The organism is Intestinicryptomonas porci (assembly GCF_033971905.1).
GTDB classification, from domain to species: domain Bacteria; phylum Verrucomicrobiota; class Verrucomicrobiia; order Opitutales; family Intestinicryptomonadaceae; genus Intestinicryptomonas; species Intestinicryptomonas porci.
In genome coordinates this window covers 354,539-370,362 of record NZ_JALBUT010000001.1, presented here as the reverse complement: position 1 = coordinate 370,362, position 15,824 = coordinate 354,539, and the positions used below count along the sequence as shown (strand labels likewise).

Annotated in this window: 13 protein-coding genes; 3 read left to right on the top strand and 10 right to left on the bottom strand. The window is 43.7% G+C overall.

The window, feature by feature from the left end; all coding sequences use genetic code 11:
• Positions 1-12 precede the first annotated feature (12 nt).
• Positions 13-2,091: a methylmalonyl-CoA mutase family protein gene (locus tag MOX91_RS01705; RefSeq protein ID WP_370396346.1), complete on the bottom strand. Its 2,079-nt coding sequence runs from the start codon at positions 2,089-2,091 to the stop codon at positions 13-15.
• A 430-nt stretch (positions 2,092-2,521) separates the two neighbouring features.
• On the opposite strand from MOX91_RS01705, the gene MOX91_RS01700 reads away from it, so the two are divergent.
• Genes MOX91_RS01700 through MOX91_RS01690 form a run of 3 tightly spaced genes read left to right on the top strand, consistent with a single transcriptional unit; the run spans position 2,522 to position 5,488 of the window.
• The gene (locus MOX91_RS01700) at positions 2,522-3,283 is read left to right on the top strand and encodes a hypothetical protein (protein WP_370396345.1); all 762 of its coding nucleotides are present in this window, start codon (positions 2,522-2,524) and stop codon (positions 3,281-3,283) included.
• A gap of 12 nt (positions 3,284-3,295) precedes the next feature.
• Entirely contained in the window at positions 3,296-4,582 is a 1,287-nt protein-coding gene (gene murA / locus MOX91_RS01695; RefSeq protein ID WP_370396344.1) for a UDP-N-acetylglucosamine 1-carboxyvinyltransferase, read from the top strand.
• Between the two features lie 24 nt (positions 4,583-4,606).
• Positions 4,607-5,488, top strand: a complete 882-nt coding sequence (locus MOX91_RS01690; RefSeq protein ID WP_370396343.1) for an alpha/beta hydrolase — start codon at positions 4,607-4,609, stop codon at positions 5,486-5,488.
• Positions 5,489-5,694: 206 nt separating this feature from the next.
• On the opposite strand, the gene MOX91_RS01685 is transcribed toward MOX91_RS01690, so the two are convergent.
• The 9 genes from MOX91_RS01685 to MOX91_RS01645 form a co-directional block, all read right to left on the bottom strand.
• Complete coding sequence (locus MOX91_RS01685; protein ID WP_370396342.1) at positions 5,695-7,248, bottom strand: PEP-CTERM sorting domain-containing protein; 1,554 nt, start codon at positions 7,246-7,248, stop codon at positions 5,695-5,697.
• A 937-nt stretch (positions 7,249-8,185) separates the two neighbouring features.
• A complete protein-coding gene (locus tag MOX91_RS01680; protein WP_370396364.1) occupies positions 8,186-8,701 on the bottom strand; it encodes an LpoB-related protein in 516 nt (171 codons plus the stop codon).
• Between the two features lie 62 nt (positions 8,702-8,763).
• Positions 8,764-9,174 (bottom strand): YcfL family putative periplasmic lipoprotein, encoded by a 411-nt coding sequence (locus MOX91_RS01675; protein ID WP_370396341.1) that lies wholly within the window; start codon positions 9,172-9,174, stop codon positions 8,764-8,766.
• 9 nt (positions 9,175-9,183) lie between these two features.
• Positions 9,184-10,605 (bottom strand): COG3014 family protein, encoded by a 1,422-nt coding sequence (locus MOX91_RS01670; RefSeq protein ID WP_370396340.1) that lies wholly within the window; start codon positions 10,603-10,605, stop codon positions 9,184-9,186.
• Between the two features lie 36 nt (positions 10,606-10,641).
• A complete protein-coding gene (locus MOX91_RS01665) occupies positions 10,642-11,586 on the bottom strand; it encodes a CsgG/HfaB family protein (RefSeq protein ID WP_370396339.1) in 945 nt (314 codons plus the stop codon).
• Between the two features lies 1 nt (position 11,587).
• Positions 11,588-13,141 (bottom strand): flotillin family protein, encoded by a 1,554-nt coding sequence (locus MOX91_RS01660; RefSeq protein WP_370396338.1) that lies wholly within the window; start codon positions 13,139-13,141, stop codon positions 11,588-11,590.
• 4 nt (positions 13,142-13,145) lie between these two features.
• The gene (locus MOX91_RS01655; RefSeq protein WP_370396337.1) at positions 13,146-13,964 is read right to left on the bottom strand and encodes a hypothetical protein; all 819 of its coding nucleotides are present in this window, start codon (positions 13,962-13,964) and stop codon (positions 13,146-13,148) included.
• Positions 13,965-14,012: 48 nt separating this feature from the next.
• Positions 14,013-14,756 (bottom strand): hypothetical protein, encoded by a 744-nt coding sequence (locus MOX91_RS01650; RefSeq protein WP_370396336.1) that lies wholly within the window; start codon positions 14,754-14,756, stop codon positions 14,013-14,015.
• A gap of 42 nt (positions 14,757-14,798) precedes the next feature.
• Positions 14,799-15,212 carry a hypothetical protein gene (locus tag MOX91_RS01645; protein ID WP_370396335.1) on the bottom strand — a complete coding sequence of 138 codons (414 nt, stop codon included), beginning with the start codon at positions 15,210-15,212 and terminating at the stop codon, positions 14,799-14,801.
• Positions 15,213-15,824 lie beyond the last annotated feature (612 nt).

Genomic DNA, 15,824 nt, shown 5'->3' with positions numbered 1-15,824 from the left:
TATCCTTTCAAATTATATTACTCCGAGCGCGCCCAAAAACGATTTGAGCGTTTCATAGTTGTTTGATTTTATGCTGATGCTGCCGTCCATTCCCGCCTCTTTGTAGGAAGCCTCAAATTCTGGAGCGGGAACGCCCGCAAGCAGCACGGTCGAATCGGGCTTTGCCGATTTAAGCGCACGCGCAACCTGCGGAACAAGTTCGGGATACGTCGCGTCAGTAGAGCAAATGACGGCATACTTTGCGCCGCTTTCAGAAAACGCCTTAGCCGCGCTTTCCGCATCTGCAAATCCTTTAGGATAAACCACGTCGAAACCGCCGACTTCAAAGAAGCCCCTTATGAAGTCCGCGCGCGCCTTGTGCTGTACAAGAGGACCCATCGTCGCCAAAAAGATTTTTGGAGCTGAACCCGTCTTCGCCTTAAATTCCGCGCTTGCACGCCTCAAAGCCTCGAAGTGTTCGACAGCCCTGTGGATGTCGAGCTTGCGGACTTCCGCCTTTTTGCCGCCGCAAACGCAAAGTTTTTCGCAGACCGCCTGCACGCTCGCGCCTTTTGAAACAGCGCAAATCATTGCAGACATCGCCTCTGCCCCGCTTTTCCCCGACAAGTCGAAATCCACATTCTTGCGGAGAGAGGAAACGGATTGCGCACGTTCTTTTGCGACTTCCGCACAGCGGCAGGCAGGCTTTTCCAAAGGTTTTTCAATTAAATTCGCGTATGAGTTGGTGCCTACAACAACGCTTCTTCGAGTGTCGTAAAGCTTCTTTCTTCCGTCGGAAGTCGCGGAAACTTTATCTTGTATAAAGCCGTCTTCAAGAGCTTTCACAATGCCGCCTTTTGCCTCTATTTCGGCAAAGAACGCCCATGTTTTTTCCGCGATTTCCGAAGTCAGGCTTTCAACGAAGAACGAACCGCCCGCAGGGTCTATGACATCACAGAGGTTGCATTCTTCCTGCAAGACGATTTGCGTGTTGCGCGCTATGCGCATCGAAAAATCGTCGGGGCGACGCACAACTTCGTCAAACGGAGCAACCGTCATGCTTTCAACGCCGCCGATTACGCCCGAAAAAGCTTCGGTTGTGGCGCGGAGCATATTCACATAAGGGTCGAACACTGTCTTGTTGAAGCGCGTGGTGCGGGCAGAAATTCTCATCTTGCGCGATTCCGCATTTCCGCCAAACTCTCCTATAATTTTGCTCCAAACGGAACGCGCGGCTCTGATTTTTGAAATTTCAGTAAAGAAATTCGAGCCCAAAGAAAGCCTGAAACGCACAAGAGGCGCAACTTCGTCTATTTGCATTCCCCTTTCGAGCATCGCCCTGATGTAGAACACCGCCGTTGCAAACCCCGCTCCAAGCTCTTCAACCGCGCTTGCTCCCGAGCAGGAATACGGCAGGGTGTTGACGCCGATTGCGCCCATCTTCGGCTGGTTTTTGGCGTTGTAGTCAGCAAGCGCAAACATTCTGTTTAGCGCGCAGTCAATCGACATTGGAAGCTCTCCGTTTGCCGCCAATGCCGAAACGGGGTCAAAGTAAAATCCGCCTGAGAATTTTTTGCCCTCAAACGAAGAGTAAAGCATCGCCGCGATTGCGGGAGACGCCGCGCCTGCAAACACGTTGATATCGACACAATCAACCGCAACTCCCTTCAAAGCTTGGGCTATGTCAGCCGCAACACTTGCCGACATTCCGTTTTTGCCGACTTTCAAGGCGGAGTCGCTGTCTGCGTCAAGTCCCGCACAAGTGCGCTCGTCCAAAACCAATTCAACAGAAGTTTGCCCCTTGTTTAGGGCGTCCAAAATTTTTGCGTTAAATTCAGAAGGCAGCGCGGCATACATCTCCTGCGATATCGCCCAAGGCTTCGCCTTGTATCCGCCTGCGTCTATGCCCCTTACATAGTCGCCTTCGCCGGGAAGAGACGGCTCGCTTTTCACGTCCTCTCTGTTGTAAATCGGCTGCAAGACAATGCCCTCGGGGGTTTTTGTCGTCATTTTTTTATCGAAAGGCGCGCCTTTTAAAAGCGCCTCTGCCTCCTTTTTCCACTCCTCGTAAGAAGGTATGCGGAACTCCTCGAATAGTTTTTCTTGTTTCATTTTTATTCTTTTATGTAGGATTAAATTTCAAATGTGCGGCAAAAGCCGAAAGGCATAAAAACGACACCCCGATTTCCCGAACGAAAAACCGAAATATGAACATTTAAATATGCCCCCTATGTCGTTTAGTTTGTAAAAAGAAAAAAATAAGTCAAACGATTTTGCAAATTCCGCCCCAAAAAACATAAGGCTGAAAAAAAGATTGAAAAAGCCGAACGAATATGCAAACTTTAATAAGTTTTTAAGTCCGTTTTCGCGCTTGTCGGAAAAAAGCGCGCAAATAATTTCATTGCAAAAATGCAATTCGTTAGCGGACTGCATTCGGGTTTTTATTTTTACGGGCGAAAATCCGAATGTAAAATGCGGAGGTTTATATGCAATTCCTCCCAAAAAATAAAGCCCTGCAAATATAAAAACATATATATATAATATGGAAGAAAACACAGAAATAAAAGAAGCGCAAGTCGCGCCTGAATGCGAAGCCGCTGCAGAAGAAGCCAAATGCGAAAACGAATGCTCATGCGCGCAAACCGCAGAAAATCCGTCCACAGAAGAACCCAAAGCCTACAAACCGCGCAAAAACCATCGCAACAAAAGCCAAAACGTCAAAAAAGAGCAGTCGGCTGAAAACTCGTCTTGCGGCGAAATTGCCGACATATCCGCTTTCAAGGAAAAACTGAGCGGCAAACATATCGAAGGCTATGCGGGCGAAGACGGAGACGACTTAGAAAACCGCCGTCCAAGACATGAACGCAACCGCAAATTCCGCGCCGAAGGCGAATCGGAAAATTCCGAATCCGCAGAAGAAAGGCACGAAGGCCCGTCTTTTGAAAAGTCGGAATTCAAGCCAAGAGCGGTGGAAATTTCTCTTGAAAATTCCCGCCCCGAATTCAAAAAGCCCGAAGCGAAGGCGGATTTCGTGTCGTACAATTCGGCAGAAGAGCCGAAAATCGGGCTTTTCAACAGAATTAAACGCCTCTTCTCTTCCCTGTTTAAAAAAGACAAGAAAAACGGCGCAAAATTCAAGAAGAACCGCAAGGGGGACTGGAAAAACAAAAACCGCAAGTTCTCAAACTCAAAAGGCGATTTCAAAAAAGGCGGCGACTTCAAAAACCACAGGAATTTCCGCCCGCACAACAGACGCGGCGACAAAGGCTTTAAGCCCCGCAACGCTAACCAGGACAAACAGTAGGCGTTTTTTAAAATGGACGCAATGCGTATAAAAGGGGGCGTCCGCCTTCAAGGCGAAGTGTGCGTGTCGGGCGCGAAAAACGCATGCCTTCCCATGTTCGCGGCAACCCTTTTGACCGACCAAAAATGCGTCATAAAAAATGTTCCCGATTTGAGCGACGTCCGCTTCATGGCGGAAATCGTCGCCTCATTGGGCGCAAAAGTTTCAAACCCCAAACCGAACGTCTGGGAAATTGAAGCAAAAAACATATCAAGCAGGGCTCCGTACGATTTGGTGAGAAAGATGCGCGCCTCCATATGCCTGCTCGGGCCTCTCTCGGCAAGAATGAAGCGCGCAGAAGTTTCCATGCCTGGCGGATGCGTAATCGGCGCAAGACCGATAGACTTGCACATAAAAGGATTAAAAGCCTTAAACTGCGCCATTGAAACGGAAGGCGGCTATTTGAAAGTCGATGCCAGAAGAATGAAAGGCGCAAACATCTTTTTGGGCGGAAGATTTGGAAGCACCGTGACGGGAACAGCCAACATCCTAATGGCAAGCGTCTTGGCAAGCGGAACAACAATAATCGAAAACGCCGCATGCGAGCCTGAAATCGCCGATTTATGCAAAATGCTCGCAAAAATGGGCGCGATTATAGATGGCATAGGTTCCCCAACCCTTGAAATCACTGGCGTTCCCAAACTCGGAGGCGCGGAGCACACAGTGTTGCCCGACAGAATAGAAGCGGGAACATGGATTATCGCAACCCTCGCAACGCGCGGAAAAGTCTTGATAAAAGGAGCAGTAAAAAAGGACTTGGGCGCGCTCATCGACATTTTGGAATCGGCGGGAGCAAACATCCAAATAAAGTCCAAGTCAGATATTTTTGTTGACGGCGAAGGCTTGAAATTAAAACCCGTAGAAGCCGTCACAATGCCCCACCCCGGGTTTCCTACAGACTTGCAAGCCCAGCTTACCACGCTAATGACGCAGGTAAGCGGAATTTCCATAATAACAGAGCGCATATACCCCGAACGCTTCATGCATGTTTCGGAACTCGGCAGAATGGGCGCGGACATCGTAAGGGAAGGTCCAAGCGCGATAATAAGGGGGAAAACCCCTCTTTCGGGCGCGCCGATAATGGCGTCTGACCTGAGGGCAAGCGCGGCTCTTTTAATCGCCGCCCTCTGCGCAAAAGGCGAAACTTTCATACAAAGAATTTACCATCTCGACAGAGGCTACGAATCTATAGATAAAAAGCTCGCCCTGCTCGGCGCGAAAGTCGAAAGAATTTCGGATTCCGACCTGCCCAGTTTCTAAAAAAATTTACCCCCTATCTGAAAAATGAAAAAAAACATACTGTTTATTACCTCAATACTGGCGTCTGCCATCGCCCTTGCAAACGCCCCGTTCATGAACCTCTGGGACGGAGTGAAAATGCCCGGCAGCAAAACCGACGCCCCCGAATACATGAAGGGAAAAATAATCCCCGGCAGGAAATACCAAAGCTACGACTATAAAAACGTCTCAATTCCCGCCATACAAATCTACTCCATAAAAAGCGATAAACCCACAACAGCGGTCATAGTCTGCCCCGGAGGAGCTTACAGCGGATTGGTTTACGGCAAGGAAGGCGAAGACATCGCAAACTATCTAAACTCAATTGGAATTTCAGCTTTCATTTTAAAATACAGAGTAAGCGACCAAAAAGACAGGGAAGCCGCCTTTAACGACATTCAAAGGGCAATCCGCCTTGTCAGGGCAAACGCAAAAAAATTTAACATCGACCCCGATAAAATAGGCGTAATGGGATTTTCGGCAGGCGGGCACCTCTCGGCGAGAGCCTCGACATCTTACAGCCAAAACTCCTACGAGCCGCTCGACAAAATCGACGAAGTTTCAGCTAAACCGAACTTTACAATTTTAATCTACCCCGCATGGATAGACAACCGCAAAGACTACGGACTGGCAAAAGAGTTTAAAGTGGACGCGCAAACGCCCACGGCATTCATCGTCCAAGCGCAAAACGACACTGGGCTTGTAAACAGCTCCATTGCCTACTACCTCGCCCTCAAAGAAGCGGGAGTGGACGCCGACTTGCACCTGTATTCAAAAGGCGGTCATGCCTACGGCTTACTCCAAAACGGGCTGCCGATAGACAACTGGCATAAATCGCTTACGGATTGGCTCGTATTTAAAAAGCTTTGCGAACCGCAAAAGCAGTAAGATTTCTCCCCTCAAAAAAACTTAAAAGACAGAAATCTGACAAGAAATCAGATAAAACAAAAGCGGATAAAAGAACAAAAAGATGGCGTTTAGTGATGCCATCTTTTTTTTACATACATGCAAATAAACGCAAATTTTACTCCACACAAAAAAAGAACGCAACAGAGAAACTTCCATTGCGTTCTTTTGTTTATATTATATAAAAATTACTTTCTTCTGCGATATGCCGCAAATGCGAGAGCAAGCGCGCCCAAGATTGCCGCGTATGTCGAAGGTTCGGGAATAGAGCCAACAATAATAGTTTTATCTTGATAATAGCATTCCCATTCTACGCCGTATTTATCAAATATCGTGTATTGCGCCCCGCCGTTTTCAATTACGCTGCAAACAACACTTTCAGTAAATTCGCCATCGCAAATATCGCTTATTGAGAAAATGTAGCCATTGAAAAGCTCTCCTTCGTAATTTATCTGCAAAACATCATAAGTTGATCCTTCCGCAAGAGATATTTTGCCGTTTGAAGAAACTGCGAGAGTACCTATATCAAAAACTCCCGTTGAAGCAAAAGAAGCCCCCGATGCAATGGAAAGAGTATTAGCTCCCAAGCCTCCGTTTACAGTCATTGAACCTTCATTGACATTTAAGTTCGATTCGTAATTTACCATGGAGCTGTTTACCACCATTTCTCCTGAGCCTGCTTTTGTTATGAGAGCATTTGACGAGTTGGTTGCGGCTATGGAATCATACCCCGCCGTTCCGTCGCCTATGGTGAGAACAACACCGCCATCAACATCAAAATTTACCTTTGAATCGCTCTTTATGTATAAGAATCCGCCATTTTCGTCAACTTTTTCACCGTTTGAATTTGTGGCGTAGTTGCCTGAAAAAACAGCATTCTTTTGAGCTTTCAAATTCAGCGTAGAACCGCTTTCAAGGCAAAGCGCGCCGCCATATCCTTTTTTGGCGGAATTGCCGATAAAACTTACATCTGTTAAATTTGTGACAGAATTGGCTTTTGACATGTATATCGCTCCGCCAAAAGTTTCCGTAGAACTTTCGAGCTCACTGATGCCTGATACACTGTTATTTTCAAAAACAGTATCCGAAATATTTACAGTACCATTATAATTTTCGATTGCTCCACCACGCGCCACGGACTTTGCCTCCGCCGTGTTATTTGTAATAGAGGAATTTTTTACATTTAAAACTCCGCCATTAAAAACTTGAATCGATCCACCTTGAACTCTATGAGTGCTTTTTGCACTGTTGGAGTCTAATTTTACATTGTCTAAACTTACGACACTATTTGCAGCCGAACGCAGAATGCCACCATATACCCAATAATTTCCGGAAGTCGCATTCACCGAAGCGGTATTCCCGCTAAATTCGCTATCGCGGATTTCAACGTTTGAACCTGTCAATATTCCGCTATAAATAGATCCGCTTGAAACTGTGGCAACATTGTTTAAAAATTTGCTGTTTGAAACAACAAGTTTTGAAGAGCCACTGTCTATAAGCCCGCCACTGACAATTTGATTTGCATTAATGGTATTGCCGCTCGCCTCTTTGCCCGTAATATAAATTTCGTCGGGAGTGCCCAACAATTTTGAACTGACATAATTAGCTATCGGATTTGTACCTTCGATTGTCTGGTTCTTAAAATCCTCTTCAACAAAATATTGCCCTGCGGCGAAAACATATGCGCCTTGAAACAATAAAGAGGATCCCAATGCCACAATAATTTTTTGAATGTTTCTCATTTTTATTAAAAATAGAATTATGATAAAATTCAAAAATATGCGTATTGTTAATACGCATGTCAACAAAAATTTGTAAAATAACGGCTTTGGAAAGATTTTTTCTTTTCGCATCGTTTTTTTTTAACTTACTCCTAAATTTTAAATAGTTAATAACCAGTAGTTTAATCTTGCAAAAAGGTATGCGTATTAACAATACGGTTGCCAAATTTAAAAAAAATCCCGCAAGTGCTTGAATATTATAATAAAAAAAATAAATTAAACTTTTGCTAATCCATCTTTGCCGTTGACAAAAAAAAGAAAACTGCAAAAAGCAATTTTTGTTAAATGACAGGAGGTTTGGGGAAGGCTGAAAAAGTCTTAAAAAGATTTAAATGCCTTTAAACATGGGATTTCTTGTGGCTTGGAAAATTTTTACGCGGTTTGACCTGTTTCGGACTTTTTTCCGCCGTTTTTGCCGCCTATTGCCAAACGTTTGACATATTTTTAAGAAATTGCCGGAGCGCGAAAACTCCTTTATTTTTTCGTCATAGCAGTTGAACTCTTCGCTGATATTCTGCCCTTTTTTAATTTGAAATTTTTAAGATGAATATTGCCGACGTAGGTTTAGGGTACCACATGCAAAAGCCGCGGCTTTTTTAGGCGATAAAAAGAATTCCCCATGTTTGGAGAACTCTTGTTGTCTCAATAGCCAGTTTAGTTGCGTTTTTACATCTGCACCCGTTTTGCCTCACTATCGTATAAAAATGCCGGATCATTTTTTACCTCTTTTACATGGGGGTTCCCTGTTTCATCCCAAGTTCTCACGCTAGAATCGGCATGAACGCCCGGAGTGAAAAATTCAGAGAAAGCCCCCCAGTTCCATCCAGAACTTTTGCAGCCGGTTAGGAACGCCAGCGATATAAGCGAAGCTATAAGCAAAAAAGACTTCATGACCTAATTAGAACCCAAACGTGCTTCTGCTGGATTGCTTAGAGATTTGTTCCTGTCCAATCCACCTTGAAGTACCATTCATATTAAGCTCCATGATGAAAGTATAAGTAACTTCCCTTGCGCTTGAATTAACTTCGCGGTCTTCCGAAATCGATCCAGTCAGCGTAATTTTAGCCATGCCAATCTTTTTGCCTGTTCTTTCTGATTCATATTCCAGCAATTCCTGCGTGGCTTTGTCGTCTTTAATTACGAGAACCTTGCCTGAATTTGTAAGATCCATTATAATCTTGTTGGTAAGCATGGTTGTGTCTATGACTTCCGATGTCTTGTTTTTAACATTGCTGACCATCATCTTAATCGGCTGCTTCAAATTCAAGTTGTCAAGCACGCCCGATGCGAGCATATTATTTGTTAATTTTACGGCGGCGTTATTCCAATCGGCAATATTAATTTTACGGGTCGAAACAATTGAATCTGCCCCGCCAGACTGAATATATGTTGCATTACCGCTTGCGCATCCCATCATTATGGCGGCAATAGGCAATGATATCCAATTAATTAATTTTATTTTCATATAGCTTATATTTATTTATTTGGTAACAATTTAAGGGTAAAATCGCAAACATTTATGTTTGGCGCGACTGCCGAAATGAACTGCGCTTCGCCGCCTTCCAATATTAGCTTCATCCATGCGGAATTTGCCGACGGCACTGCCATCCCGTTTTTGTCTATCCACTCAAACTTGTAGTTTATTTGGCGGAAGGACGAGGTGGAATTTACAATTTTAGCTTGAACCATGAGCAATTCGCCCACTTTTGTTTCATTAACAGCCGCGACGTACGCGTAGTCATTCAAGCTTCCGTCGGTAATGACGCGCTTGTCGTTAACATACTGAGTATTTGCGCTAGAGCTTGCGCGCTCGACAGTATTTACTGTCGAGCATGCTGTCAAAAAAGATAGGATTCCTATCAGAGGGATAAATAATATTTTTTTCATTTTTGATTCTTATTTGCATTTAAAATCTATAATTTTTACGAGATTTGCGCCATCTTTTGACATAGATTTTACATGGACAATGTTTATGCCAGAGGTCTTTACCGAGTAGGGAACATTATCGATTGTAATCTTGCCGTCTGCTGGCGTTTTAACTTTTGCAATTTTTATTTGTTTGGGAAGTGTAGTCCATGTTCTCAAATCTGCATCGTTTGTCAAAGTTTGGGATATTGCCCCTACAGTATTTACAATCATTCCATATTTGCCTGCCGATTGCGCTGCAAAATATTGGGCTGTCGCTTTTGCGGCGGCGCTGAGCATTGTTTTGGTAATGACCATTGGAAGTTCAATATAAAATTCTTCCTCAATGATGTCATCCATGTTCGAGACGAGGTCGAAAGTCAGTGGCGCGCCGGCGGCGACAACTTTTACACTTTCCTTAAAGTTGGCCTGCTTTTCAAGATATGGGAAGTTTACTGCGACGTGCGGCAAATCTTTTTTGATTAACCACAGCGGCAAATCCAAGCGGAATTGTTTGCGCAAAGGGGCGACACCTGTTTCAAATACCACATAAGTGACATTCCCGAAATTTTCTTGTACGCCATCTTGAACCGCCTTTCCTTCTTCTGAGTCGGAATTAAGCACCGACGATTTGCCTCCGAGCATTTCTGCGCAAATTCTGAAAGAGTCGGCAGCCATTTTTTGGTCGTCTTTATCGCCTGTGGCCATCAAAGAAACGCCGTAGAGCCAATAGCCAAAGGGGTTTGCATAGATGTTCGCCGCTTCTTGAATCGATTTCTTCGGATCGGCCATGTAGCGATCCCCGTAATATTTTGACAAGGTGTTTTTTGTGCTCGCTTGCTGAAGCAGGGGCGTTAAATTGTAATTTGCGTTTTTATTTTTCTTTTTCCCTTCTTCTATAGCCTGCGCCGAATCTTCAATTCTTTTAAGATTTACTCTTTTGGCTTCAGTTTGGAAATCCTGCAGGCGTCTAAGCTCGACTTTAGCCCTTTCAAAATCTTTTGCTTCAATAAAATTCAGAGATTGGTATATGGAGAGCATTATTTTGTCGTAATTGTATCCTTTATATGAGATGTACGACTGGTTTAGCAAAAACGCGGCTGTTTCTTCGCCAAGTTTGAACTTTGCATCCTCTTCGTATTTTTTGATTTTATTGTAAGCCTTATCTAAAGATTTTGTGCTATTTGCGATGTCTTTATTAGCGCGGGTAATAGACCCCTGTTCCAGCAGCCAAATAACTTCATCCCCTGAATCAAGCTTGTCGGGGACGATTTCGTCAACTAATTTTTGAGCCTGTGTCGTGTTCCCAACTACCCATGCTTTTCTAATGTCTTCCGTTTCGCTTTTGTGAGTTGCACAGCCAAACATAGTCATCGTCACTAGCGACAATGCAAATAATTTTACTTTTTTCATATTCGTTTCTTTCTATTGCTTCTTTGCCTGTTAAGTTTAAAGTTCTTCTTCGTCTTGTGTGTCCGACTTCTCCGGCTTGGGGTTTTCTTTGAGACGTAAAACTTGGCCTTTTTCAATGCCGTTATCCTCCCCGACAATGACGCCTTTTGAGAATTTAGGCAGGACACTTATAACTTTTATTGTGCCGATAAGTGTTTCTTCGGAGCCCAATGTTTCGCCGGTATCCGGATCAATCATTACTTCGCCCAGGGCAAATACTTCGTAAACGTCTCCGAGTTTTACGCCGGAATCCGCGGCGCGGTTAAACATGATTGTTTTTCCTGTTTTCCCGATGATTTTTGCGGGATAGATTATATCGGATATTTTAAACGCGATATTATTACACATTGACCTTGTAAGGGTTGCGATAACAGAATCGGTCAAATCGCCGCTGCTAGTGTCGGCTCTTGAATCCTCTTCCGCGCGGCCTTCGTTTGAAATTATGAAGTTTGTGGACTCTTTTATGCTGCCGGTCGTGGCGTCGATAAGATTTGCCACGGCGCCAAATCTAATAATGCGCGTTTCAGTTATTTTATTGAGCGTGCCGAAATTGCGCTTGCGCATATAGTCCTTGTAGTCGTCAATGGCAACCGTCACAATATATTGCGCCCCCTTGAATTTGCCGGCTTGGGGGGCTGTTTTGGAGTCTACATTGCCAGACTCGCCAAATTGTTGCTCCGCTACGAGAGCGTCTAAATCGGTGCGGGTCAGGACATCAAACTTTCTTGTGGACAAAAATGCCGACGATAAATTTGAATTCATGGATTCAACCACTCTGCTCAATGACTCCGCGCCCCCTTTCGCCTTCAGCGAATTCTCCAGAGATTTTGTGACAACAACTTTCGTGACGGCAATGCTTGTCTTCTTTGCCACCGTCTCGGGGGCGGCAAATGCAGTTAATGACGTCATTATTGCCAGTAGGCATATAGATGTGTGTTTCATATTATTCGATATTTATGCTAGCTTTGATTTTATAACCATATTGTTTTAAAGTTTCATATATGCTCTTGGCTTTAATGAGCTCAGCTTCGGACATATTCTCTTCCGCGCGGCCCGCCGCTTCAAAGCCTTTGGCTTCAGCGAGATTGGCATTGGCATTAATTATGGCTGCGCGGCCCTCCGCTGCGGATCTTTCAGCATAGGCTTCCACCATTTTTTTGTTGATGCTGTTTTCCGCATCCATGGTACGGGCATTGGCGTCTGTCATTTTTTCGTTGTTGCGAATATCTGAATTTATTCGGTTGATTTCAGCGTCGGCCATTTTTGACTCGATTTGCGACTGGATATTAACCCGGTTGATTTCAGCTTTTGCTTTGCTTTTTTCGATGTCTATTTCAGCTTGCATGCGGGAGATTTCCACTTCGGCTTTTTTTACATTGATGTCGACATTGGCCGCTTCGCCCCTTGCAAGGGTGCGCTGCCTTTCGATGTCAATTTCCCTGAGCTTATCTTGGTGCGCGATTTTTTTGTGCTTTTCGAGCAATGACTGCATCCATTCCATATCGGCTTTTATGCGGATTTTTGCCTCTTCGGTCAAAATGCCTTCGTAAACGAACTTCTGCCCTTGCTTCCCCGTAACGTTAATGGTTTTTTCAATGGGAAGAAGATCCTTGTGGGTAATCTTCAAGTAGTGTATGCCTTTCGACAGCTTAATTGTTCCTGTGTTTGTGGTATAGCTTACGCCGTCGATATCCGCGTTGATTGTCATCAGCTCAAGCGGGACAATGCTCTCTTCGAAAGAATACGAACCGTCGGCGTCTTGAAAGACCTGCGGGAAGCGGGCGGCGGTCACTTTTACCTCAAAAATTACATCAACGCTTGCGTCGACTTTTTCAATAATCTTTTTATTGTCAAGATCTGCAACCATCGCTTCGTACATTTGCGAGGCGCAGTCCTCCAGCAGCTCGCTGAAAAGGTCTTCGGCATTTTCAACGGACATATCGGACGTGGTTCTTAGCATCTTTTCGCTTTTGACGGATTTGCCGGAAGTGCCGACGCCCATTCCGGCTTCGCACAAGCTGTAATTGCAGCGCAGCGTGTATATTTGATTCTCCGTTTGGACACCGTACAGGCTGGATTTCTTTGTCGTCTGCCCTGCGTTTGAAATTGAAACCGCCATAATGTAGTCTGCGCCTATCATTTCCGCGAGGCGCAAGCCCGACGCATTTTCAAAAAGCGCAATATCGGGCTGTCTATTGGACGTAATGGAATCTTTGAGCCGTTTGGCTTCGTCTTTATATTTGGTTTTGTCGTTCCCCAAATACGCGTTCAAATTTCTCAGTACCAAATCTTGGCTGATTACGCCAAAGCCCGAATTATTTAGGTAGGACGCCAAAATATTTTCCAAATTTTTCTTGTTGGCGTCGAGCAACTCCGCGTATTTTGTACTGTCGTTTCTCACGAATATGGCAACAGATTTCTTGCCTTGCGCAAAAGCCGCAATCCCGGTAGAAACCAGGAATAATATGGCAATAATATATTTTATTGTGTTTTTCATGCTGCTAATCTTTTATTTCTATCAGGTTTTTTTTCAATTCTTCTACTTGTTTTAATAAATTCATTACTTCTTTTTCGTTCGAATCGGAAAACGGAATCGCCACAATTTTACATTGTTTTTCAAATATGGCGTTTATTGTCTTAAAATTTTTAGAAGCGTCCCGCGATAAATTCATGAGAGTTTTCACGTCGGAAATCATTAGTTTTGGGTCGCTGTTATATTTATGCTTTAATTTTTCCTCGTCAAAGCTTTCAGCGGCCTCTTTGTAAACTTTTTTAAATTCAAGCGAGATAAACGACACGTTGTTGGTGTCCAACTTGTCAATTATATCAAATAATGAGTCTTGATACGAATTAATTAGCGCGATAACGTCGCTTTTGTAGCGCAAAAAATACCCCATCAAATGCATATCCCTAACGGATTTTATCTTTGGCGCGTTTTCGCCGCCGAAAAATTCTTCCGGCAATTTTTGCACTGCAATCTGGCCTTTTGGTATCTCGTATACAAAAACCGCATTGGAATTGCCGTCTTGCGCAGTGTTCAGCAGCTTTCTGCCCGAATAAGACACGCCATAACCTTTTTGGACTTTTAAATGTGCTGCCAATGCCTTGTTTAAAATAACTTCCGAATGGGAATAATCAACCTGCTTGTTTTGGGCGGGGGAAAAGGTTTTTGTTCTTTTCAATAAAATTTTTACTATGTAAGAATCCGCCCCTTCCTGCAAATAGACATTTCCCTCAACCGGGAGACGAAAATTATACTCTGATGCGTATGAAAATACGCAGCAGAGCATAATGAAAACAATGAAAAGGCTCTTTTTCATTTTTGCTTTCCGCATTTTTGAATTTGCGAAAATGCGGTCGCTATTTTATTACAATCCGGCAGGGAGCACTATTTTTTGATTCGAATTCCCTTCCACTGCTTTAAACGCTCCGGTTTTAGAAGCCTTCTTTGGAGCTTCTACGCTTGCTTCGGGAGCAGGAGAAGCCGCAGGCATATCGGCGCCGCTGTCAATTGAATCTGCAATAGACTTTGTGTCTTTATAGTCGCTTAGGCTTTGCTGCGCAACCTCGGCCGAAGTTTTAGAAACATCTTTAAGCTGCTTTGTGATATTTCTATTCCATACATAAACCGCTACATATGAACCGTCGCGGTTGGGGTCGACTACCAGCTGCATTAAGCCGGCTTGCGCGCTCTTTGTAACGCTTTTCATTTCTTCCGTTACTTGGCTTGTCATAGACGATTCAGTAGAACCGACGCCTTGGCTGTCGCCGGCGGCTTCGCCCTTAATTGATACAACCATTTCGCCGCTGGAGCTTTGTTTTGCCTCGAACATTGTGTTCAATGTTTTTGAGAGCGTGTTTTCGGCGTCAAGCCTTGCCTGCGTGGCGGCCATTTTCTTCGCGTACGCGCTTGGCAATGCCTTGTTTAACGGGGCAACTCCGACAATAAACAAGCTTTTCAGCGAACCGTCTTCCGCCAAAGTCCAGCTTGAAGCCCCCGCTTCGCCTCTTTGCAAAAGATTTGACACAATTTCGCTTTGCGGTGCGTTTTGAGTTTGCGCAAAAACTGCGCAAGATGCCATTAGCATAAGGGTTGTAATTATTTTTTTCATGGTTTTCCTTTATTGATTGTGTATTAATTTTAATTTGCAAAATTATTTGGCTACCGAATCTTTTGATGTTTCTTTCATTGATGAGGATACCTCCTTTAATCCGGCATTAATTGTATTGTTCCAAACATATATGGCGACATAGCTGCCGTCCCTGTCGGGATCGGACGCCACTTTTATCAATCCCGCAATTATCGCACTCGACTCGGAAGATATTGTTTCGGACAACGATATTTTGGTCGAAGCGTATGCGGCATTGTCGGTCATGTCCGATTTCATCGTTGAGCTTGATTTAACTTTTGAATTTAATATCCTAATCAAAGTTTGTTCGGCATAAGCATGGGCAATCTGCTCCGCCTTTTTTTGTGCCCTTAATCTTGTATAATTATTGCTGATAGGCGCAACCGCGGTTATATAGATGGTTTTTATTGCGGTTTTGTCCTCTTGGTATGTTAGCATCACTTGTCCATTTTCGCCATATTTCAACAATCGCTCCACAATTGAGACGCTGCTTTCTTCCGCATGCGATAAAAGGAAGAAACAAAAAGACAGAAATAATGCGATTAATTTTTTCATAAATATTATTAAACAATTATAAGCATATAAAATCAATAGCTCCCATGTGGATATTCTTCCGAAAAATGCCTTCAAATACAAATGTCGGTGACGAAATTTTCGGTAAAAACGAATTTATTTTTTCGCCAAAGCCATCAATATTTAAATTTCTCTCATGTTTTGAGCTCATTGTATTCTGTTTCCCGTTAGGGGTTGGGTTTTACCACGCGGAAAAATTTATAGAATGAAATTTGAATGCGTTGTTTGTAATTTTACATGTTTTATATGCAGAAAACTATACAATATTTAGAATACTTATGTCAAATAAAATATACAAATTTGGTTTGGAAATCTTTGATATAATTGAAGTTTTTTACTTCTAAGGGCTAACATAAAAAAACGCAAATTTTAAAGCTTATGAAATTTTACGATTTGTAATATACTTATAATCAGTTTCTTAATTTCAAAAAAAACATACAGTATTCTAAATACCATGACACAGGAACAAGACATCGC